We start from the raw sequence: 22,901 nt of genomic DNA, 5'->3' as shown, positions 1-22,901 counted from the left end.
CGCCATGCTCGCGCTTTCCGGCATCCGCAAAACTTTCCACCCCGGCACGGTCAATGAAGTCAGCGCGTTGCGGGGTGTGGATCTGACCATCGAGCCCGGATCGTTTGTGATCGTGCTCGGTATGAACGGCTCGGGCAAATCCACGCTGCTCAACGCAGTGGCGGGTTCCTTCTTTGTCGATGAAGGCAGGATCGAGCTCGCGGGGCATGACGTCACAAAATGGCCGGAGCATAAGCGTGCCCGGCTGATCGGCCGCGTGTTTCAAAATCCCTTCAGCGGCACCGCCCCCACAATGTCCATCGCAGAAAACTTTGCGCTGGCCTGCAGGCGCGGGCAGTCGCGTGGTCTGGGCTGGGCCCTGGCCCCCACTCTCATGCAGCCGCTGCGCGAGCGCATCGCCACACTGAAGATGGGTTTGGAAGATAGATTGGACAACGCCATCGGCTCCCTCTCTGGCGGCCAGCGTCAGGCGCTGACCCTGCTGATGGCCACCTGGCTGAAGCCCGAACTGCTGCTGCTGGATGAGCACACCGCAGCGCTCGACCCCAAAAGCGCGGACCAGGTCATCCAGCTCAGTGATGAGGTGATCCAGCGCGACAAGCTGACCACGCTGATGGTCACGCACTCGATGCAGCAGGCCGTGAGCCTGGGCGATCGCATCATCATGATGCACCGCGGCCAGGTGCTGCATGACATCCGTGGCGCCGAAAAGAAACGCCTGCGCCCCGAAGACCTGCTGGACCGCTTTGATGAAGTGCGCCGTCGCGAGCTGCTGGATGAAAGCGCCGCCGCCATGCTCAACGAGCTCTACATTTGATACCGCTGTGTCTGCGAAATCACAGAGCCTCACCATCGCCGCAAATCTCGCCGAGCTGGCGCGGGTGATGCAGATGATCGATGACTTCAGCACCCGCATGAGCATCGGCGCGGCGGATGTCTCCGCGCTGCATCTGGCGCTGGAAGAGATCGTCACCAACGTGATCACCCACGGTTATCAGGGAGACGCCACGCGCACACTGAGCGTGCAGATCGAAGCAATTGCAGCAGACCGCATACGTGCCTCCGTGACGGACGAAGCCACAGCCTACAACCCACTGGCCAGACCCGAGGTCAACACCAGCCTGCCTCTGGAAGCACGACCTGTGGGCGGCCTGGGTGTGCATCTGGTGAGAAAGCTGATGGATGTCTGCCTCTACGAGCGCCGTGAGGGGCACAATGTCTTCACCGTCGAGCGCCAGCTGGGACGTGCCGCAGGCGCGGCTGCCAGCATGAGCATCGCGGCCTCCAGGCTGGCCGCATCCGCCACCCTGACTCTCACCGGCCGTCTGGATGGTCTCTCCAGTCCTGATCTGGAGCGGCAGGTCAGCGCACTGATCACCTCAGGCGTGCGGACGCTCACGTTTGATCTGTCCGGCCTTGAATACGTGAGCAGCGCAGGGCTGCGCGTTTTCATCATCGCCGCCAAGAAGCTCAAGGCAGGCGGCGGAGAGGCACGTTTCACGCATCTCACGCCCGCCGTTTACGAGGTCTTCCACATCTCCGGACTGCTCACAGCACTCGGCGTAGTGCCACGAGCGTGATGTCATCCGCCTGCGGAGCCTCGGCCTGATGCGTGAGCACCGCCGAGACGACACTCTGCACGATCTGCGCACTGCCAGACACAGCACCTCCAGCAAGACACTGCTGGATGCCTGCGCTGCCAAAAAGCACATCCTTCGGATCCTGCGCCTCCGAAACGCCGTCTGAGTACACCAGCAGCGTCTCACGCGGCGCCAGGGTGTGGTGCTGCGTGGCATACGCGGTCTCTTCAAACACCCCCAGCGGCGCAGCACGCGGTCCATCCAGCCAGACGAGGCTGCCCGTATCTGAAATGACAGCCGCGAGCGGGTGCCCCGCATTGGCCCAGGAGAGCGCTCCGGTGGCCGGATCAAAAAACACCGCGCACGCTGTGACAAACTGCATCGTCTCATTGCGCTCGCAAAGCAGTCGGTTCACATGCGCCAGCAGCTCTCCGGGATCGCGCAACTCGCGCGCGAGAGTGCGCACCGCCATCGCCGCCAGGGCCATGAAGACAGCGGCAGGCACCCCCTTCCCTGACACATCGCCCACGAGTGTGAAGAAACGTCCGTCCGGCAGGAAGAAGCCATCATAAAGATCACCGCCAGCCTCGCGTGCCGGTTTGATGAAAGAGGCAAAATCCACACGCTGCTGTTCAGCGGTGGTGAGCGGCGGCGGCAGCAGACTGGACTGAATTTCACCCGCAATGCGCAGCTCGCTCTCGATGGCCTCACGTGCGGCGGTCTGCTGCTGCAGCGCGGTGATGTGCTCTTGCAGTCGATCCGCCAGAAACTCCATCGCCTGCGCCACCGCCCCGACCTCATCACTCCTCCTCGCTTCTTTGACCACCCCTGCACGGTCCCAGCCCGTGGAAGAAAAATCGCTGGTGGCCAGACCGCGCAGTGCATGCGCGAGACGGGCCAGCGGCTGCTTCAGCTCCATGTTGCTGAAGACCACACGCTCGGAGATGAGCGAGGCCACATGCCGGTGCAGCGCCACCGCTAGTTGCGGATGCAGCCTCTCCGCCTCTCGCAGCCGGGCCGCAGTCAGGCGCCACAGCTTGACCGCACTGACTGCCTCCACCGAGGCCGTGCGCGGCTCGGAACGATACAGCGCCATCTCTCCCAAAAACTGCCCCGGCCCCAGTCGCCTCAGCTCGGCACGCCCCGCACCCTCCACCTCCAGCACCACCGCCAGCGTGCCTGACTCGATGAGAAACATCGCATCAGCAGTATCGCCCTTGCGAAACAGCACCTCTCCAGGCGCTAGCGATAGAGTGTCCATGAACTCCATCCAGACACTCTGCCCCGAGGCATCGGGCGCAAACGCAGCCAAAGATGCGGCAAGTGTGGGAGACAGGGCGGGAGTCACACCCTTGTTTTCTCACGCCACCGGCCCCGCTGCAACTGGGATGCAGGTCTATTCACGCCAGTAGAGCGACTCCTTGGGCACGGTGTATTTGACATCCAGCTCCGGAGTCTGGATGACCTCGCCTTTGCGATAGAGAGACTCCACCGCAGCAATCAGCACCCCTGAGGTCAGCAGCGTTCGCTCCACGGGATAAGGCGCACGATTCTCCAAAATCATGTCCTCGATGTGATGAATGAGCGGATTGAAGAAGTCCGCCGTGGTCGAGCTGGAGCCCGGCATGGGCAGAAACATCTGGCAGGAGGTAATTTGCCCGGTTTCGCTGTTGAGTCCGGCGTAGTTGAAGTCACGCACCGGCAGCATGAAGAGCGTCGTATGGAAGCCGTCGCGATGCTCGATGAAGTAGGCAAAGGCATCCGGGAAAACCTTGCGCGCCCAGCCGAAGCTGACGGGCTCCAGCGGATACCCCTCCACCGGCCAGGTGTGGCTGCGGGAGAGCGCGGCGGCGAGCAGGCGCTGCGTGTTCTTGCGCGTGGCCGCATGCTCCCACATTTTTTCTCCGCGCAGGGCCAGCACGCTTTTCACTCCCGCCTCGCCACCACGGCGTCGCTCGGACATGCACTGCGCGGTTTCGAGTCCGTGATAGTCGTATTTTTCGATGCCGCCGTAGCCGACGGCCACGCTCTCAGACAGCGGCGTCCCCCACGGGATGTCCACTGCAGGCAGACGGCGTGTGACAGGCAAGGAAGAGCCCGCAAGGAAGGGAAAGCCGAGCCGTTTCGCATCGGCCACCATCTCGGTGCATTTGCTCCACTCAGTGGAGAGATGCTTGTCGTTAAAGACCGGTACGCTTCGACCGCTGGCCTCAAAGACTTTGACGATCTCTTTGAAGAACTCGTAGCGCGGGTAAAGCGTCTGCCCCTTTTCGTTTTCAGGGTAGTCACCGTGCTCACCGATGAGGACGACTCCATCCACAGCCAGCTTGCCGGTGCCGAGCGTCAGCGCATCGGCGATGCTGGAATAGATGGGGATGTGATAGCGCTCCGAGCGGCCCCGCGCGAGGTCAGTCTCAGGGAATTGTGCGACGTAGAGCGAGACGAGATCCGTGCGCGGCGGCAGCCACTGTCCGGCCCAGACATAGCCCATGGCAAGGCGGTCCACGAAATGCATCGCGTGCGAGTTCTTGAACATCACCGTGGCAATCAGCGCGATCTTTTTTCGGCCACTTGCTGGAGCAGCATGGGCAGTGGCCGCTGCTGCAGCGCCTGCCATGAGAAAGGAACGACGGGTCCAGGATAGGGTGCTCATGAGGAGGATGTGTGACGGTCGGATTTGCTTTCCCAAAACAGCCACAGCGGCAGCACCGCGATGAGCGGCAGGCAGGAGGCCAGCATCAGCCCCTGATCAAACGACTGCGTGCGATCCGCGAGCTTCCCGAAGAACTGCTGCGCCTGCGCCGGCAGCACCCACGCGACGACTCCTGCAATGCCGGTGATCTTGCCCTGATGGCGACCTGAGAGATCCTGCGTGAAGGCGTGATACAAAGGAAATACCCCCAGCGCCCCGGCTCCCGCGAGCATAAAGACCACCAGCAGCCCCCAGCCATGCGCCAGCCAGGGAGTCAGCGCGCAGGTGGCGCACAGCAGCCCGCAGACGGCAAAGACCAGGACCCGTGCGGCATGCACGGACATCCGCCCCCTCCCCAGCCAGACTGCGAGAGCCCCCGCACCTATGCAGCCAACATCCGTGGCAAGATACCACGCCGAGGTAAACCACAGCGTCTCCGCCTCCGAATAACCATTCCCCTCCTGAAGTATTTGGGGCAGCCAGGCGCGCAGGATCTGCCAGGTGGTGTTGATGCAGGCGATGACCACAAAGACAATGATCATGCGCCGGATAAAGACCGGGCTCCAAAGACCCGCACCTTCTGCTTGCGCTGACTTCTCTTCACGCCCAGGCGCGGGCAGATCCGCACTGCGCACCAGCGCAAACCACAGCACCAGCCAGCCAAATCCTGTGATGCCGACAACCTGGAACGCTGTGCGCCAGCTGCTGAGCTCGGACGTCATAAGAACCCCCATGATCAGCGGCGTGATGATGGCCCCCACCGAGGTGCCGCTTTGCAGCACGCTGTTGCCAAAAGAGCGCTCACGCGCGTCCAGCAGCGCCCGTGTGGTGCGGATGCCGCAGGGCCAGTGACCGGCTTCGAAAAAGCCGAGCGCCATGCGACACCAGACAAGCTCCTGTTCATTGTGCACAAAACCCGTGGCCAGTCCGGCCAGCGACCACATCGTCAGCACGATGGCGTAAAGCCAGCGCACGGAGAAACGATCCGCCAGCCAGCCAAAGACGATGGACCCCGCCGCAAAGGCGTAGGCGAAGACGGCCTCGATGTGACCATACTGTTCACGCGACAAATGAAACTCCTGTTTGATGCGCACCGCCGCATTCGCCAGCGTCTGGCGGTCCATGTAATTGATCGCCGAGGCAAGCAACAGCAGTCCGCAGATGGTCCACTTCCACGCCGCCGAACGATGCAATGGATTCGAGGCGGCGGCGGTCATGCTGGATGATGAGAAGTAAAAGACTAGGCCAGCAGCTGATCCACCACCTTCGCACCCTGGTTGTCCGTGAGCGAGGCGGCGAGGCCGTTGCGCTTGTAGGTGAGCTTGGTGTGGTCCAGGCCAAAGGTCTTCAGCAGCGTGGCGTGATAGTCGTAGTGCTTCACTTCATCAATGATGGCCTTGTGGCCAAATTCATCAGTCTCGCCGTGCACGTAGCCTTTCTTGAAGCCGCCGCCGGCCATCCACATGCTGAAGCCATAGGTGTTGTGGTCGCGTCCCCACTTCTCACGCCCGGCGTCGTTTTGCAGCACGGGCAGGCGTCCCATCTCGCCGCCCCAGTGGACAACGGTGGTGTCCAGCAGGCCACGCTGTTTGAGATCGATAATCAGCGCCGCGCTGGGCTGGTCGGTGGCCTCGCAGTTTTTCGGCAGCGCCGTGATGAGCGAGCCATGCTGGTCCCAGGACTGACCGGCATTGAGCACCTGCACATAACGCACGCCACGCTCCACCAGACGGCGGGCGATGATGCAGCGCGTGGCGTAATCCTTGGTGATCGGATTGTCCACCCCATAGAGTTTCCGGACGTACTCGGGCTCCTTGGAAATATCGAGCGCCTCTTTCGCAGCGACCTGCATTTTCGCCGCAAGTTCATAGCTGGAGATGCGCGCCTGCAGATCCAGCTCGCCCGGATGCAGGGCCAGATGATCTTCGTTAAAGGCCTTGAGCAGGTCCAGCTGACGCTGCTGCGGCGCACCGGCGAGCGATGCTGGCGGATCGAGATTCAAAATGCGCGGCTCTGTGGCGCGTACCAGCGTGCCCTGAAACAGGGAGGGCAGCCAGCCATTGGTGAAATGCTCGCCGCTAAAAGTGGGCAGGCCGTTGGGGTGAGACAGCACCATGTAGGAGGGCAGTTCATCCGTCTCGCTGCCCAGACCGTAGGTGAGCCAGGAGCCCAGCGCAGGGCGGCCCGCGGTGATGCGGCCCGCATTCATGGCATAGAGACCCTGCGCATGATTGCTCACACCGGAGGTCATCGAGCGGATGAGCGTGATCTCATCCACCACTTTGCTCAGGTTTGGCAGCAGCTCGCTGATCTCCATGCCGCACTGGCCGTGCTTGGCAAACTTCCACGGCGAGCCAAAGCACTTCGCCGATGCTTGCGCGAGGTTGTCATACTTGATCTCTCCGGGAAACTTTTGCCCGTGATACTTGGTGAGCATGGGCTTGGGATCAAAGAGATCCATCTGTGAAGGCCCGCCCATCATGAAGAGCGAGATCATCGCCTTCGCCGTCGGCTCAAAGTGCGGCTTCTTCGGCTTGAGGTCGTAGCGCGTCTCTCCCGTGACGCTCTCGGGCTTCACAGGGGCGGCGAGCAGACCTTCCTTCTCAAGCAGCGAGGCGAGCGCCAGCGTACCAAGGCTGTAGCCATTGGCATGCAGGAAGTGACGGCGGGAGCAGAGCTGGGGGCGGTTCATTATTCGACGTAGAGAAAGCGGTTTGAGCTGCAAAGGATCTGGCAGAAGCTGGCCATGGCCTCCTGCGGCGGATTGGGCACGACACCTTTCGGATGCTGGATGTCGTGATGATACTGCGTGAGCGCCTTGGTCTGCTCATCCAGATAAGCAATGCCACGGGCCACATCGGACTGCGTAGCGGGCTTGCCAAAGAGCAGCTCCCACACGCGCTTGATCTGCTCCACGCGGTTGCCGGGAGCCTCGGTCTGCAGGAGGTCCGCCAGACGGCGGGAGCTGTCGAGCACAAAGGTGTCATTCATGAGCAGCAGGGACTGCGGGGCCACGGTGGTCTGCGCACGCACCTCGCAGTTGGGCGTCATGATCGGCGCATCAAAGGTGTCGAGCACGGTGACGGGCTTGCTGCGCCGCACCTGCACGTAGATGGAGCGGCGGAAATCATCCGAACCGCCGGGATCAACCTTGTTCACGGTGATGGTGCTCTTGTCGATGCCGGTGACGACGCGACCCTGGGCATCGCGGCCGATGCCGCTGGGCGGGCCATAGCTGGACTGCACCAGCGTGCCGGTGACGGCCAGCATGGAGTCCCGCAGCGTCTCAGCATCGAGACGGCGCAGCTTGAAACGCGCGTAGAACCTGTTTTCGAGATCGCCGTGCAGCGAGGCCTGATTGACCGAAGACTGGCGATACGCGCTGCTCAGGAGAATGAGGCGATGCAGAGGCTTGAGCTTCCAGCCGCTTTTCACAAACTCATCCGCCAGATAGTCGAGCAGTTCAGGATGTGTGGGCAGCTCGCCCTGGCGGCCAAAATCTCCCGGTGTGTTCACGATGCCGCGCCCCATGTGGTTCATCCAGAAACGATTCACCAGCACACGTGCCGTGAGCGGGTGCTTGCCGCTGGTGAGCCACTGCGCGTAGGCCAGCCGTCGGCCGCTGGAGCCGCTGCTCACAGGCACCGGCTTGAAGGGCTCGATCTGCGGACTGGCGAGGATGCTGAGCTCTCCCGGAGTCAGCGCCTGCTTGGGCTGATCATGATCACCACGGTTGAAAAGCTTGGTCGCCGGCACCTGCCCCTTCACTTCCGTCAGCGCCATCACAAAGCCTTCCGCAGGTTTCGTCTCACGCAGCTTTTTGGCCTCGGCCATCTTGGCATCCACGATGTCCTGCTTCTTCTTGTCGTAGAGATCCAGCGAATAGGTGGCCAGCGCGGAGGGATATTTTTTGATCAGCGCCTTCTGCTCCGGCGTCTGCTTGGCCACAGGCGTGTCACGGGCCACGCGGAAGGCGGCCTGCTCGGCCTCGGGCACCTTCTTGATCTCGACCTCAAAGATCTCATCGAGGAATTTTTTGCTCATCGCGCGCGCTTCAGCCTCGATCTCCTTGGCCTTCACCTCGATCTCGGCGGCCTTGGCGCGCTCCTGAGGGGAATACAGCGAATACAGGCGCTGCGCTGGCGCACGCCACGACTCCCAGTTGTAGGCGGGATCCAGCACGGCGCGCAGGCGGTAGTAGTCCACCTGGGTGATGGGGTCATAGCGGTGATCGTGGCACTGGGCGCATGCAACCGTGAGGCCCATGAGCGACGAGGTCATGACTTTCATCTGTTCCGCAATGACCTGGTTCTTCGCCAGCTTGGCATCATCTGGCGCGTCTCCCGTGCCATCCGGCGCCATGCGCAGGAAAGCGGTGGCGATGAGCTGGTCGGTGCGGTGCGGGTCCAGCACGGCCTGCTGGTAATCCGCATGCGTGGCGCCTGCCAGTTCATCTCCGGCCAGCTGCTCCTGGATGAATTCATCCCAGGGCTTGTCCGCATTCATGGCCCGAATGACGTAGTCGCGGTAGCGCCAGGCCTGCGGGCGCACCGAGTCGGCCTCGGAGTAGCCGTTCGAGTCGGCGTAGCCCACCACGTCCAGCCAGTGGCGCGCCCAGCGCTCGCCGTAGTTTTTGGAGGCCAGCAGCCGCTCCACCAGCTGCTCATAGGCCAGCGGGGATTTGTCATTCACAAAGGCCTCCACCTCCTGCGGCGTGGGCAGCAGGCCGGTGAGGTCCAGCGTCACACGGCGGATCAGCGTGCGGCGGTCGGCCTCAGGCGCAAAGCTGAGGCCCTGCTTGGTCATCGACTTGAGCAGGAAGGCGTCCACCGGCGTGCGCACCTTGCGGTTGTCCACGTCCTTGGGCACGGCGGGGCGCTTCACCGGCTGAAAGGCCCAGTATTCACGGTCATCGTCTGAAATGATCGGCCCCGGCGCAAGCGCCAGCGGCTCCGGCTTCGCCGTCTTAGCGCCCTGCGCGATCCATTGCTCAATAATCGCCAGCTCAGCCTCGGAGAGCTGCTTGCCTTTCTTGGGCATCTCGCCGTTTTTGATCAGGCGCACCAGCTCGCTCTGCTCCGGATGCCCCGCCACGACGACCTGGCTGCCGCCATCCAGCTTCTGATCCATGAAGCGGCGCAGGCGCAGGTCCACGCCGCCTTCGGGTTTCTCCTCCTCGCCATGGCAGTGGGTGCAGTGCGCCTTGACGATGGGACGCACGTCTTTTTCAAACGTGAGCAGGCGCTCAGCGCCACGGGCGGTGACGGCGAGCGAGCAGAGGAAAACGGCAGACGGCAGCTTCATTGAGGGGGTAATGGTTTACCTACGCCCTCAGGAAGCCCGTTTTTGCCCGCGATTTACTCCACCGCCACTTTGATCACCACTTTGAACACCTGCTCCGGCTTTTCCCACTCGATGCAGGGGGCGTGCGCGTCCTGTGGGTAAAGGATGGCAAAATGGCCGCCGCTCATGTGCAGCGGAGTCACATCAGGAATGAGCTTCCACAGCGCAGCCTCCTTTTCCTCATTGTAGGCCATCGTCTCCTCCTTCATCGCCGCCAGCGGGGCCCAGAGGATGGTCTCGCGCCCGCTGTGGATGAACTGGATGTCGATGTACTTCCGGTGCGCCTCAAACTTCGCCTTGTCCAGCGTCTTGGTCTCATAGGTCTGCACCAGCGCAAAACAGTGGTCCCCGTCGATGTCAAACCGCCCCAGCGGCTGCGTGCCATCCACCGTGCGGAGATAGGCAAAGGCCTTCGCAAAACGCGAATTCAGAGACTCATAGCGGGCGGAGTTGTCGAGGGTGTCGAGGATCATGAGGCCGATAAATACCGAGTCACTTTGCGCGGAGCAACTCGACAATCGTCTCCCGCATCACCTTTTCCGACTCTGGTGCCGCAAAGGCCTGCGTCGGCTCATAGCCGCCTTCGGCAAACGATTTTTCCAGCGGGATGTACCCCGGCCCGCCGTCCCCATAGCTCGCCGTGGCGACAAATCCGCCAGGCCGTTGCTGCTGCGCAAAGAGCTGATACTCGATGAAAGTCTCCCCCGGCAGATGAAGCAGGCACACATCATCTCCCAGATGCAGGCTGGTAAACTGGACCGGCACGCCTGCGGCGCTCTGCCGGGCGAAGCCCGCACGAAACGCCGCGCTGATGCGCGTCGCGGCCGCAGCCGTGGCATTCTCACACACCTTCAGCATGCGCTCCTCGGGAAACTCAGGGTTCGCTTTCATCACCACCGGACGCGCCCGCCACTCCATCCGGGTCAGCGGCACTCGTTTCATCTCCTGCTCGGACTTCACCATCGCCGCATGGATGTTCTCACCCAGCCTCACCCGGGCCTCCTGGCTCGCATCATTGTATTTGCCCGCCCCGATGTTGCCTCCACAGCCGGTGAAGTAAAGATGCGGCACTCCATCATCCTGCGTACGCTGCTCACGTGCGGTGCCCACAAAGTCATACGTCACCATGCCATCGCCATAGTAGCTCATGGGGTGTGTCGCGTAGTAGTGCAGCACCGCGATCTTCTTCTCGCCGTTCCAAAAGCTGACCGTCTTCAGCAGCGGATCCACCAGTCCTTCCGGCAGCGCCTGCAGCGCCGCATCCTTCGTCGAGCTCAGCCGCATCTTCGCCACCTTCCCATCGTCACCCATGATGCGGCGGTTGGACGCCACCTTCTCCACCGCCGCCTCTCCATGCGCCACGTGCGTCACCGGCTCCGCATTCTTCAGCCCCGCCTCAATGCTCGCCGCCACGCCCTTCAGCGCACGCTCCGCCCACTCAAGATCCATCACACTGGGCGGCGAAGTAAAACCCGCCAGAAGCCGGTGCGACGCTGCATCGCCAATCGGCGCATTGTGCTGGTGCAGACTCTGCACCGCCACACGCTCCGGCGTCGTCCCAGCGGCCTTGGCAAGCACCTCGCGCCAGTGCACATGATCCCCTGCGCGAATCTCACACCAGTCCACCGCACACAGCACCACCGGCTTGTCATCGCTCAAAATCACCACCCCCAGCGCCAGCAACGGCTCACTCACCCCCGCCACCGGCTTCACCAGCCCCCCGCACAACGGCGCGCCGACCGGAGGCGTAACGTCCGCACGAAAGGTCGCCAGCTTCAGCGGCGCAGCAAACGCCGGGAGCGTCAGCAAGGATAGGAGGATGACGATCTTGTGCATGGATGCTGCCTACCTACGCAGCGAGGAAGGCAAGTTCACAAACAGACTGCGAATTTCATCCCGCATCGTCTGTCTGCCCGATCGATTCCGAAGGGCAGCTCTCAAGAGCCTCCAGGCAGAGCTGGATTTCCTCCTCCGTCACCGGCTGGCGGAAAACGTAGCTCTGGCCGGTGTCGTCATCGCGGCGGAAAAATTCGGGGGCATGGTCTCGGCAGAGGTCGCAGTCGATGCAGCTGCTGTCGACGTAGAAACGGCCGGGGGCGTTTTGATGGAGACGGTCTTCGATGTTGGGCATGGGTGAACGCGGGGTTGTCCGCGTCGCTGTTCTCGCACGCCCATGTATTTGCGTGAAATGCATTAAAATCAGGTATTGTTGCACTTGATGCAACAATACCTCGCCAGAAAGCCCTTCGATCTCTACGCACTGCATCTGTTTCATCTCGTCGCCAAGCACCGCAGTTTCACACGGGCCGCACGCGAAGCGGGGCTGTCTCAGAGCGCGCTCACCCGGCAGATGCAGTCATTGGAGGAGCGCCTTGGCCTGACACTGATCAACCGCACCACACGGTCTGTCGAGCTTACCGAAGCAGGCCGTTATCTCACGGCCGAAGCCACTCGGCTGATCGGCGGCGTGGCATCTGCGCTGGACGGCCTTCAGGCTGAGTTTGGCTCCGTGCGTCCTGAAGTCCGCGTCAGTGTCTCGCGCACGCTGGCCATGGCGCACATTCCGGGGCTTTTCCACGCGAACCATCAACGCCATCCCGAAGTGATATGCCGCGTGAGCTACAATGCCAGCAGCGCCATTCTCACCGCCCTGGAGGCAGGAGAGATCGACATCGGGGTCCTGTGCCATCCTTCACCGCTGCCGGACTCCGTCAAAATCACCCATCGCTTCAAAGACGCTTTTGAATTGATAGCCCCTGCTGCGCTGGCGGCCAATGCCCCCGTCAAGAGAGCCGCATCGTTCAAGCTATGGCTGGCCGCGCAGTCCTGGCTGCATATCGCCCCAGCAACAAACACCGGCAAAAATCTCCGCCGCTGGCTGAAACGCCAGCAGCTCGACCTCCATCCCGCGATGGAATTGGACAGCTTCGACCTCATCATCAACCTCGTCGCCTCCGGCTTCGGCCTCGCCTTTGTACCACGCCGTGCACTAGCCCTGTATCGAAGGAAGGAATCGATTGCCAGGCTGCCTTTTCCTGAGCGATTCGAGCGTGATGTCGTGGCTGTGACAAGACGGCATCGCAAGCTGCCCCGGCATGTGGAGCAGTTTGTGGGAAACATTCTATTTTAACCCACCAATCCCCGCACCACCTGCCCATGCACATCCGTCAGTCGGCGATCAATCCCGTTGTGCCTCACCGTAAGCTGCGTGTGGTCAATCCCCAGCAGGTGCATCATCGTGGCATGAATGTCGTAACAGGTCGTGGGATTCGCACGATCCAGTGGCTTATACCCCCACTGATCACTTTCACCCACGGTGACACCGCCCTGAATGCCGCCGCCGCAGAGCCAGTTGGTGAAGACATAGGGGTTATGATCCCGCCCTTTGCCTCCCTGCGTGCTCGGCATGCGGCCAAACTCGGTGGTCCACAGAATGATCGTTTCCTCCAGCAGCCCGCGCTGTTTCAGATCCAGAATCAGCGCTGAAACCGCCTTCGCCATGCCCCAGGCGAGCGGGCCGTGATCGCGCTCCACGTCTTCGTGGCTGTCCCAGTTTCGGCGCGGAAAGCCGTTGTCATTGCCGCTCCAGATCTGCACAAAACGCACCCCACGCTCCAGCAGGCGGCGCGCAGCCAGACACTTGCGCCCCATGTAGTCGGCTTCTTCTTCAGCGTTGATCTCGCTGGGCCAGACTTTGCGATGCTCCTGGATGCCATACATCGCCTTCATCGCGTCAGACTCCTTCGAAATGTCCAGTGCCTCCGGCGCGGCCAGCTGCATCTTGGCGGCCAGCTCGTAGCTCTGGATGCGGCTCTCCAGCCGCGAGTCCGTCTCGTGCATCGTCAGGTGCCTGCGGTTGAGCTTTTCCAGCAAATCAAAGCCCTCGCGGTCAGACTTCGCGCTGATGTACCGCCCCGCCTTGTGCGGAAACAGGTCCGCAATCGGCGTCTCCGCACCGGGATAAATGATCGTCCCCGCATGCTGCGAGGGCAAAAACGCACTGTCCCAGTTCTTCGGCCCGTTCGAGGCAAAACCGCGATGATCCGGCAGCACCACAAACGTCGGCAGGTTGTCGCTGAGAGAGCCGAGCGCATAGCTCACCCAGCAGCCCACCCCGGGAAAACCCGGCAGGTTAAATCCCGTGGCCTGCAGCAGCGTGCCCTGGGAGTGCACGCCCGTCTTGCCCACCATGCTGTGCACAAAGGCCATGTCATCCGCACACGCACCGAGCGGGGCCACGGCATCGCTCAGCATCTTGCCGCATTGGCCGTAGGGCTTGAAATCCCACACCGGTTTTTTCCAGGGGCCGAGCCCGTTCTGAAAGGCCTCCACCTTCTCGCCAAAGTCGGCATCTTCACCGTGGTGCTTGATCAGGGCGGGCTTGTAGTCAAAGAGATCGATATGGCTGGCCGCACCCGCCATGAAAAGCTGCACCACACGCTTCGCCTTCGGCGGCACCACCTGCGAGCGGTGCGTAGTCTCCGCAGCGGCCAGCGAGTGAAACGCGAGTGCGCCAAAGCCTTGTCCGGAAGTCTGCAGAAGCTGGCGGCGGGTGAGCATGGCGGAAAAGTAGCCATGAATACGGCGGCAACGAGCATGGCTTTGTCACGCAATCGCGCGAGATGTGGCAAGAAGCGGATTGCACAGTCGCGCAGCCGCGCCAAAACGTTACCTAGTTACCCATGTCCGCCTGGTCCCCGCTCCGCAATCGTGTCTTTCGTGCCATGTGGCTGGGCAGCGTGGGGTCAAACATCGGCACCACGATGAATGACACCGCCGCCGTGTGGACCATGACCACCATGACGAGCTCGCCGTACCTCGTCTCCTTGATGCAGACAATGTCCAGCCTGCCGCTTTTCCTGCTGGCCCTGCCCGCCGGAGCCATGGCGGATCTGGTGGACCGGCGCAGGCTCATCCTCTTTGCGCAGGCAGGCGCGCTTCTCACCGCAGCAGGCATGGCACTGCTGGCCTGGCATGGCGCGCTGACGCAGACACTGCTGCTGCTGGCCACGTTTCAGCTCGGCGTAGCGTCGGCTTTCACCATGCCCGCCTGGCAGGCGCTGATCCCAGAAGTGGTGGGGCGCGAGCAGCTGCCGCATGCCATCGCGCTCAACGGCGTGGGCTTCAATATTGCCCGTTCCCTCGGTCCCATCCTGGGCGGCCTGCTGCTCGCCGCATTGGGGCCTGCACCCGTGTTTGCGCTCAATGCGCTCTCCTTCATCGCGGTGATCGGCGTCATGTGCACCGGCAGCTACATCGCCACCCCGCGCAGCGCGCAGCAGGAGCAGATGCTCGGTGCCATGGCGGCGGCGATCCGCTATGCGCGGCACGCCCGCGCGATGCAGGCGGTGCTCTGCCGGGGCGGCATTCACATGTTTGCCGCCGTGGCGCCCGTGGTGCTGCTGCCCGTCATCGTTCATTCACGTCAGTGGTCGGCCTCGGACTTCGGCGTGCTCATGGGCTGCTATGGCGGCGGCGCCATCCTCATGGCACTCCTCTTCCTGCCCCGGCTGCGCGAGCGCTTTTCGTTCGACCACGTGCTGCTCGGTGCCAGCGTGGTCTCTGCGGCTATGACCGGAATCCTTGCGCTCGTGCCTGGAAAGATCGCCATGGGCCTCGTGCTCTTCGTCACAGGCGCGGCCTGGATCAGCGGCATGAACACCTTCAGCGTCGCATCCCAGAGCGTCTTCCCCAACTGGGTGCGTGCACGCAGTTCCGCGATTTATCTGGTCGTCATGCAGGGCGCCTTTGCCATCGGTGCTCTCACCTGGGGGCAGCTCACCAGCCATCTCAATGCGCCGGTCGCACTCGGCATTGCCGCGGGTTGCCTGCTCATCAGCGCGCTGCTCGCACGCCTGCTGCCCATCAGCCATGTGGAAAAGCTGGACCTCAATCCCTCCAACCACATGCTGCCGCACAGCACGCTGAGCACCGAGCCGGCACCCAGCGACGGCCCCGTCCTCATCACCATCGAGTACCACATCGACCCCAAGGATGCTCCCGCCTTCCGCGCCGCCATGTTTCACCTGCGCGAGGTCAGGCTGCGCGACGGTGCCTTTCGCTGCTCTCTTTTTGCAGACTTGGAAGACCCCACTCACTTCCGCGAAACTTTCCTCGTCGGCTCCTGGGCGGAGCATCTGCGGCAGCATGAGCGTGCCACCATGGAGGATCAGCGCATCGAGCAGGCGGTGCAGAGCTTTCACAAGGGACCTGAGGCGCCGCGCGTGCGGCATCTGCTCATGGTCAATCTGCGCGATGTGAAGCCCTGAGCACGCCCCTCATCGGGCGCCCGCCACCGTCCACGGCAGCCAGTACGCCTGCACCATCACCAGCACTCCCATGAGAATGGCCAGTGCGATGCTGTGCCAGAAGACCGCACGCAGCACCGTGCCTGCATCCGGACTGTCAGGATGCCCCCCAGTGGCCACGCTGGCCACCACGATGCTCTGGGCGTCGATCATTTTCCCCATCACACCGCCGGAGCTGTTCGCCGCCACCATGAGCGAAGGCGAGAGGTGCAGCTGCTGTGCGGTGACCTGCTGCAGATTGCCAAAAAGCACATTGGAGGACGTGTCGCTGCCTGTGAGTGCCACCCCCAGCCAGCCGATGAGCGGGGAGAAAAATGGGAACAATACGCCCGTGCCTGCCAGCATGAGGCCCATCGTGGTATCCGTGCCGGAGTAGCGCGTGGTGTATCCCAGCGCCAGCATGAGCGCGATGGTGAGCAGCGACGTGCGCACGCGCCACAGGCAGCGGAGATAGATCCCCACAAGGGACGAAAGGCTGACCCCGAGCAGCAGGCCGGACACCGTGCCTGCCAGCAGCAGCGCGGTGCCGGTGGCTGAAAGGTAGTTGAAGGTGAACGCGGCTTTTTCAGGCTCGGGCTTGGGCACAACCGGCGGCATTTTCTGAACCGCCAGATGCAGTGGCGCCACTGGCATGATGGGTGCCTGCCATGTGCTGTGCGCCTTGGTGCCGGGCCTGTAGCCATTGAGCACCTCTTTCGCAAACGGCATCGTCCACAAGCCCACAAAGAGGGAGAGCATGATCCACGGCGTCCAGGCACGGAAAGGGCGCTCGCTTTTCACCACTTGCTGTTTCTCGGCAACAGCAGAAGAATGCGGCCTCCAGAAACGCAGCAGGATCACCATGGCAGCCATAGAGAGCAGCCCTGCGGCGATGTCCACCAGCCACGGACCGTGAAAGTTGGAAACCAGGAGCTGCACGGTGCCAAAAGTACCGCCGCACACTAGGCATGCAGGCCACACCTCCACCATGCCACGCCATCCGGCCTGCGCCGCCACCAGCCAAAACGGCACGATGAAAGAAAAAATCGTCAAATGCAGACCCACGATGGCACTGAGCACATGCAGATCCAAACCGGTGACGTCTGCCAGGGTTGTGAGCGGGATGCCGAGAGAACCAAACGCCACCGGAGCCGTGTTGCCAATAAGTGCGAGCTTGGCCGCCTCCAGCGGTTTGAAACCCAGCCCGATCAGCATCGCGCCCGTAATGGCCACAGGAGCCCCAAAGCCTGCACATCCCTCGACAAACGCGCCAAAGGCAAATGCGATCAGCAGCGCCTGGATGCGCTTGTCTCCGGCCAGCCCGGCGATCTGCTTTTTCAACACCTCAAACTGTCCCGTCTCCACCGAGATCTGGTAGATGAAGATGGCATTCAGCACGATCCAGCCGATGGGAAACAGGCCAAAAACCGCCCCCAGGCCGCTGGCGGTGAGCGCCAGCTGAGCCGGCATGTGAAAGACAAAGACCGCCACCAGCAATGCCACGACCAGCCCCGCAAAGGCCGCGATGTGCGCCCGCACATGCCAGAAGGCCAGCAGGCCGAGCAACGTCACCACAGGCAGTGCAGCCACCAGCGATGAAAACACCAGATTGCCGAGAGGATCGTAGTTTTGAGACCAGGTCATTGAGTTAAGGAATGTGCATCACGGAAAATCCCCATCATATGTTTCACCTCAGTGCCAGAACCAAGCATTTTAAGCTGTTCGGGACATCTCGCTCCACCTTTTGCACGCTATCACGGCTCATTGCTGGTTAACGAGGCCCGGACCAGCTCACCACCGTTATGGATCAAAATATGGCCATTGGCATACGCAGGGGGCGGCCAGATGAGCTTGCGCCCGGCGAAGGGCTGCACGGGATCGACCACATGCACGCGGCTCAGCTCTTGGTAACCGTCACGACTGAGCCGCGCGCGGATGAGATTCCCCTGATCGGTAAAAATGAGTGTGGAGTCACCATTCGGCGTGAGTTGAATCGTGCCCCCCTGCCCTTTGCCGGTCACCTGATCGTTGTCCCACAAGATCTTGCCGTCGTTTGCGTCCAGGCACACCAGATGTCCGTTCGTTTTGCCGGAGAAAACGCAGCCATCCTGCAGCAGGGAGATGGAGCAGGCGCTCAGCACCACCTTGGTGGGAGAGCGGCCCTCCGGCCAGAGCACCGTGGCGGCGGGTTTGGCGGCATCCAGCTGAAACATCAGCCCGCTGATCAGCAGCCTGTCACCACGCTGCATGGGTGTGGCAGAGCCATATTGGTTGGTGGTGTCGATGTCCTCACGCCACCAGACTTTGCCGCTGGCGGGATCCAGCGATGTCACGGCTTTCGGTGTCCACACAATGAGCTGCCGCTGACCGCCCGCGCTGATCACCAGCGGTGAAGCGTAGGTCCACGGATCATCCAGCGCACGCCAGATTTCCTTGCCGGTCTCCAAATCAAATGCCACCACCGTGGCTCCACTGCCAGCACCAATGGGCAGGATGAGCAGGCCGCCCTCAATGAGCGGCGAGGGCGTGGTGCCGGTGAATTCCTTGGTGCCAAAGTCCTGCATCAAGTTCCGATGCCACAGCATGCCGCCTTTTTCCGCATCCAGGCAGAAGAGATCTCCCATCTGCCCCAGGGCATAGATCTTGCCGCCATGCACGATCGGTGTCGCATTGGGCCCGCTGTTCTGTTTCGAATCAAAGGCCCAGTCGGGATAGGTAACATCATAGGCATGCCGCCAGATCTCTTGGCCGGTCTTTTCGTCCAGGCAGCGCAGGCACTCATGCGCCTTGGGCTGCTGCAGCTCCGCACCGTGCAGGTACACCCTGCCGCCTGCCACCACAGGACTCGCGAGGCCGCTTCCCACGTTGATTTTCCATGTGGTTTTGAGCCCCTCCTGGGGAAAAGTCTGCATGATGCCAGTCTCACTCCAGACCGCATCGCGATTCATACCTCGAAACTGCGGCCAGTCATCCGCATGGACCGTGAACACAGCACCTGCCAGAAGGACCAGCGCATGGCATTTCATGGGGCTTTGAGGTTTGAGTCCAAATGAAGATGAAACCAGTCCGCCGCGAGCTTCGTGGCCTCTTCAAACTTTTCCTTGTACACGCCGTAATGGCCGATGCCTTCCAGCACGTGGTATTCGCTCTTCACGAGGTTTTTCTGCAGGAGCTGAAAGGCACGTCGGCCATTTTCCTCATTGCTCATGAGCTCCTCCTTTTCGGCCACGATGATCATCGTGGGAGCGGTGATCTTCCCGGCGGCTTCAACGGCGTTGTAGCCCAGCCCCTTGGCGGGATTGGCGCGCATCTGGGCATAGGTGGCCATTTTGCCGCCGAGCTTCCCGGTTTCGATCGGCACGGGCTCTGTCTCGCCGCGTGCCTGCTTCACGGCGAGTTCGTTGGCGTACTTCTGTGCGGACTGAGGGCGGCCGCCACCCATCCCGGGCACCTGGGAGACGACACATTTCACCCTCGGATCGTTTCCTGCCACCCAGACCACTAGACCGCCGCCATAGCTCGTGCCAAACAGCCCGATGCGCTCCTTGTCCACGCAGGGCTCGCCCATGAGAAAGCTGATGGCGCAGCGAATGTCGAGCGTCTGGTCCGCCATGTCCATCTGCCAGCGCACGGGCCGTGCTTTGACGGTGACGGTGCCGTCGGCGTCCGCTTTGGGCATGGGCTCGGGCAGGGTGAGCTTGCAGTCGCTTTCCCCCCAGCCGCGATAGTCAAAGGCGAGGACGACAAAGCCCTCCTTCACAAAACGCCTGGCGTAGAGCCCGCCATTGCCCTTCTTCACCCCGGCGGTGCCTGCACAAAACAGCACGGTGGCGCGCTTTTCGCCTTCTTTGAGATCACGCGGCACATACAGGTCTCCCGCCATGCGGGTGCCGTCGCTCCAGATGGTGACGTGGCGGATTTCGGCATCCGGCTGCTGCGCGTGCAGACAACAGGCAAAGGAAGCGGCAATCAGTGCAAGGAGGTGCAGTCTCATGGCGGTGGGTGCATGGAACGTCTGCGCCGCACCAGCCTATCAAGCGACTCAATCCGCAAAGCTAAATTCGTTCAGGTTCAAAATGACGCGGCAGGTGTTTTCAAGACCCTCGCGTCGGGAGTATTCGAGCAGCTGCGCGAGCTCATCCGCAGCGGGGCTGCGGGAGAGGGCCAGCGCAAATGCGCGCTCCACCTGCGCTGCCATCTCATTCCTTTCCTTGGCCACTCGTTCAGCCAGATGCCTGGCCATGACCACGACGAGCCCGTTGTTCATCATGGCCAGTGCCTGCAGCGGACTGAGCGACTCATTGCGCTTTTCCACCCGCATGGAGGGGTCGGCACAGTCGAGCGTAGTCATGAAGGGCTGCTGCTGGGAACGCACGATGAAACGGTAGATGCTGCGCCGCCAGGACTTCGGATCTTCGGGGTCGTGAAGCTGATACTCGTAATGCGGGCTGTGCTGCGGCTTTTCGATGATGAAGTCCTGAAAGCTGGGACCGCCCATGGTGAGATCCAGTTTACCGCTGACGGAGAGGATCGAATCACGAATGGATTCGGCATCGAGCTTGCGGCGGTTTTGGCGGGAGAGGAATACGTTGTTTGCGTCCGCAGGCTCCGATTTGTCGGAAGTCTGCCGGTAAGTGGCGCTCATGACGATGAGCTTGTGCAGTTGCTTCAAGCTGCCGCCGAGATCATCGCGGAAGGTGACGGCGAGCCAGTCGAGCAGTTCCGGATGGCTGGGCCTGCCGCCCATACGGCCAAAGTCATTCGCGGTATCGACCAGACCACGGCCAAAGTGATGCTGCCAGACGCGGTTCACGATGCTGCGCCAGGTCAGAGCATTGTCTTTGCTGCTGACCCAGCGCGCCAGTGCCGCACGGCGCGCTGCTTCGCCTTCTCCTGCCATCTGATACGCATCATGAAAAGCTCCGCTGAGCGCGGCGATGCTTTGCGGCCCAACCTCCTTGGCAGGCTGCTTGATGTCGCCGCGCTTGAGCACCTGGATGACGCGGGGCTTTCCACCCTCGCCGCCCGTCCCTTTGAATGCGCCAGTACCAGTGTGGATGGCACCCGCATAGACTTTGCCGGGCTTGGGGAGTTGGGCGATCTCAGAATCCACAGCCGTGCGCTTTGTGCGCAGATCCTGCAACTGGCGGCGTGTGGCTGCATCTGCCTGCGCTAGCATGAGGGCATCGCGCTCGCGGATGAGCCGTTGTTTGTCTTCCAGAGTGCGGGCCTGCGGGGCGATGCCATCGGTGAGATTGGCCTTCCGCCAGCGCGGCGGAGCCTCGATGCTGTCCAATGCAGCCACCTGCTTTCCTGCGGCGATATTGGGGCCGTTTTTGGCGGCATAGACCTCCATTTCCGAGAGTGCGAAGATGTAGTCATCTTTGCGCTCGGCCAGCTTCACGGCTGTGACTCGCACATACCTGCCTTTGGCACCGTCATCCTCCGCCGTGCCCGTTTCAAAGGGTGTGAGGCCGGGATTTTTAAAGTCGTTCATGAAGGTGGCGTCATGCTTGCGCCAGATGAGAGTGACACCTGTCTTGAACGTTGGGTCATCGCTGGCCTCAACCTTGAAGCGGACAGGGAAGCCAAAACCGGCACCGATGCCGCCGAAGTCGTCGTAGCAGGGCTTCAATACAATGCGCTGAATTTCCATGCTGTTGCCGAGGTCCACCTGCACCCACTTCACGGCGTTCTGATCCTTCACGATGGCGCTGTGATATCCAAAGTCCGGCTTGGCATTCGGATTGGTGCTGGAGGCTTTGTCAGCAGCGCCATCAATGCGCTTGGAGAGTGCGGTGTAGGCTTCACCCGCTTTCTGTTTGAGCGGCTCTTCCAGCGCCTTGATGTCTGCCACGATCTTCTGCCGCCTGCCATCCAGATCCATGAAACGACGCATGGAGTCATCATCGGGATAATAATTCACTTCCGTGCGATCGATGGCGGCAAAGACGGCCTGCAGGGAGTAATAGTCCTCCTGCGTGATGGGGTCGAACTTGTGGTTGTGGCACTGCGCGCAGCCGACAGTGAGCGAGCAGAAGGTGCCCAGAGTATTCTGCACCATGTCATCCCGGTCCAGATGGCGCGCGATTTTGCCATCCAGTTTCGTTTCCGGCACCTCCGCATGTCCGATAAGGTCCCACGGCCCGGCGGAGATGAAGCCCAAGGCGGTGATGCCATCTGTGGTGCCGGGATAGAGCGCGTCTCCGGCGATCTGCTCCTCGATGAACCGAGCGTAGGGCTTGTCGCTGTTCAGCGCACGAATGACGTAGTCGCGGTAGGGCCAGGCATTCAGACGCGGCTTGTCCTTGTCGTAGCCATGAGTTTCACCGTAGTGCACGAGATCGAGCCAATGACGAGCCCAGCGCTCGCCGTAGCGTGGAGAGGCAAGAAGGTCATCCACCAGCTTTTCATAAGGCAGTGTTTCATACCGCTTCACCTCCTCGGGTGAAGGAGGCAGGCCGGTGAGATCAAAGAACAGGCGGCGAATCAGCGTGCGAGCATCGGCCTCAGGCGCAGGCTTGAAGCCCTGCTCCTTGAGCTTTGTGTGGATGAAATCATCAACGGATCCATCCTTCTTCACCAGGGGATTGAAACTCCACCAGTCCAGACGGTTCTCCACCTCGGCCACGTCCACGCCATCGGGCCACTCCGCGCCTTCGTCGATCCAGCGCTTGAGCAGATCGATCTCAACGCTGCTCAGTTTCTCCTTCGGCGGCATGCTGGTCTTTTCATCCGCGCCGCTGACGAAATGGAAAAGAGGGCTGTCCGCGCTTTTGCCGGGAATGATGTTGGGGGCATGCTCCTCGCCGCCGGTCAGGGCGATGGCTTTGATGTCGAGCCGGTAGTCGCTCTTCTGCTTTTTGCTGCCATGACATTCATAGCAGTGCTTTTCGAAGATGGGCCGCACCTCGCGAACAAAATCGACCGCGCTGGCAGAGCTGACGGCGGAGATGACGATGAGGGCAAGGAAACGCATGTGCAGGATATACGATGCAC

General features: G+C 61.8%; 17 protein-coding genes. 4 read left to right on the top strand and 13 right to left on the bottom strand.

Annotated elements, in window-relative coordinates:
• Positions 1-4 precede the first annotated feature (4 nt).
• Entirely contained in the window at positions 5-817 is an 813-nt protein-coding gene (locus ACZ5WW_RS17190; RefSeq protein ID WP_377166004.1) for an ABC transporter ATP-binding protein, read from the top strand.
• 7 nt (positions 818-824) lie between these two features.
• A complete protein-coding gene (locus ACZ5WW_RS17185) occupies positions 825-1,580 on the top strand; it encodes an anti-sigma factor antagonist (protein WP_377166006.1) in 756 nt (251 codons plus the stop codon).
• Here the strand turns inward: ACZ5WW_RS17185 and ACZ5WW_RS17180 are convergent.
• From ACZ5WW_RS17180 to ACZ5WW_RS17145, 8 genes are all read right to left on the bottom strand, one after another.
• On the bottom strand, positions 1,549-2,841 hold the full coding sequence (locus tag ACZ5WW_RS17180) for a PP2C family protein-serine/threonine phosphatase (RefSeq protein ID WP_464694166.1): 1,293 nt from the start codon (positions 2,839-2,841) through the stop codon (positions 1,549-1,551). The two genes, ACZ5WW_RS17185 and ACZ5WW_RS17180, sit on opposite strands and share 32 nt — an antisense overlap.
• Positions 2,842-2,976: 135 nt before the next feature.
• On the bottom strand, positions 2,977-4,233 hold the full coding sequence (locus ACZ5WW_RS17175) for a hypothetical protein (RefSeq protein WP_377166010.1): 1,257 nt from the start codon (positions 4,231-4,233) through the stop codon (positions 2,977-2,979).
• Complete coding sequence (locus tag ACZ5WW_RS17170) at positions 4,230-5,489, bottom strand: MFS transporter (protein ID WP_377166012.1); 1,260 nt, start codon at positions 5,487-5,489, stop codon at positions 4,230-4,232. Before ACZ5WW_RS17170 ends, ACZ5WW_RS17175 begins: the two co-directional genes overlap by 4 nt.
• A 23-nt stretch (positions 5,490-5,512) precedes the next feature.
• Positions 5,513-6,964 (bottom strand): DUF1501 domain-containing protein, encoded by a 1,452-nt coding sequence (locus ACZ5WW_RS17165; RefSeq protein WP_377166014.1) that lies wholly within the window; start codon positions 6,962-6,964, stop codon positions 5,513-5,515.
• Positions 6,964-9,576, bottom strand: coding sequence for a PSD1 and planctomycete cytochrome C domain-containing protein (locus tag ACZ5WW_RS17160; RefSeq protein WP_377166016.1), 2,613 nt, complete (start codon positions 9,574-9,576; stop codon positions 6,964-6,966). Before ACZ5WW_RS17160 ends, ACZ5WW_RS17165 begins: the two co-directional genes overlap by 1 nt.
• A 53-nt stretch (positions 9,577-9,629) precedes the next feature.
• On the bottom strand, positions 9,630-10,088 hold the full coding sequence (locus tag ACZ5WW_RS17155; RefSeq protein WP_377166017.1) for a NanQ anomerase/TabA/YiaL family protein: 459 nt from the start codon (positions 10,086-10,088) through the stop codon (positions 9,630-9,632).
• 19 nt (positions 10,089-10,107) lie between these two features.
• A complete protein-coding gene (locus ACZ5WW_RS17150) occupies positions 10,108-11,451 on the bottom strand; it encodes a hypothetical protein (protein WP_377166019.1) in 1,344 nt (447 codons plus the stop codon).
• Between the two features lie 55 nt (positions 11,452-11,506).
• Positions 11,507-11,746, bottom strand: coding sequence for a ferredoxin (locus ACZ5WW_RS17145; protein WP_377166022.1), 240 nt, complete (start codon positions 11,744-11,746; stop codon positions 11,507-11,509).
• Positions 11,747-11,833: 87 nt separating this feature from the next.
• Between ACZ5WW_RS17145 and ACZ5WW_RS17140 the strand changes: the two genes are divergently transcribed.
• Complete coding sequence (locus ACZ5WW_RS17140; RefSeq protein ID WP_377166023.1) at positions 11,834-12,745, top strand: LysR family transcriptional regulator; 912 nt, start codon at positions 11,834-11,836, stop codon at positions 12,743-12,745.
• On the opposite strand, the gene ACZ5WW_RS17135 is transcribed toward ACZ5WW_RS17140, so the two are convergent.
• Entirely contained in the window at positions 12,742-14,175 is a 1,434-nt protein-coding gene (locus tag ACZ5WW_RS17135) for a DUF1501 domain-containing protein (protein ID WP_377166025.1), read from the bottom strand. The two genes, ACZ5WW_RS17140 and ACZ5WW_RS17135, sit on opposite strands and share 4 nt — an antisense overlap.
• Before the next feature lie 122 nt (positions 14,176-14,297).
• Between ACZ5WW_RS17135 and ACZ5WW_RS17130 the strand changes: the two genes are divergently transcribed.
• Positions 14,298-15,884, top strand: a complete 1,587-nt coding sequence (locus tag ACZ5WW_RS17130; protein WP_377166027.1) for an MFS transporter — start codon at positions 14,298-14,300, stop codon at positions 15,882-15,884.
• A gap of 9 nt (positions 15,885-15,893) precedes the next feature.
• On the opposite strand, the gene ACZ5WW_RS17125 is transcribed toward ACZ5WW_RS17130, so the two are convergent.
• The 4 genes from ACZ5WW_RS17125 to ACZ5WW_RS17110 form a co-directional block, all read right to left on the bottom strand.
• Entirely contained in the window at positions 15,894-17,546 is a 1,653-nt protein-coding gene (locus ACZ5WW_RS17125) for an L-lactate permease (RefSeq protein ID WP_377166030.1), read from the bottom strand.
• A gap of 110 nt (positions 17,547-17,656) precedes the next feature.
• Positions 17,657-18,928, bottom strand: a complete 1,272-nt coding sequence (locus ACZ5WW_RS17120) for a PQQ-binding-like beta-propeller repeat protein (RefSeq protein WP_377166033.1) — start codon at positions 18,926-18,928, stop codon at positions 17,657-17,659.
• Positions 18,925-19,896: an alpha/beta hydrolase gene (locus ACZ5WW_RS17115; RefSeq protein ID WP_377166035.1), complete on the bottom strand. Its 972-nt coding sequence runs from the start codon at positions 19,894-19,896 to the stop codon at positions 18,925-18,927. The genes ACZ5WW_RS17120 and ACZ5WW_RS17115 overlap by 4 nt, the downstream gene beginning before the upstream one ends.
• Positions 19,897-19,944: 48 nt before the next feature.
• Positions 19,945-22,881, bottom strand: coding sequence for a DUF1553 domain-containing protein (locus ACZ5WW_RS17110; protein ID WP_377166038.1), 2,937 nt, complete (start codon positions 22,879-22,881; stop codon positions 19,945-19,947).
• Between the last annotated feature and the right edge of the window lie 20 nt (positions 22,882-22,901).

This window comes from Prosthecobacter fluviatilis (genome assembly GCF_055388355.1).
Note: the sequence above shows the minus strand (reverse complement) of the source record. Positions and strands in the feature narration are given on the sequence as shown.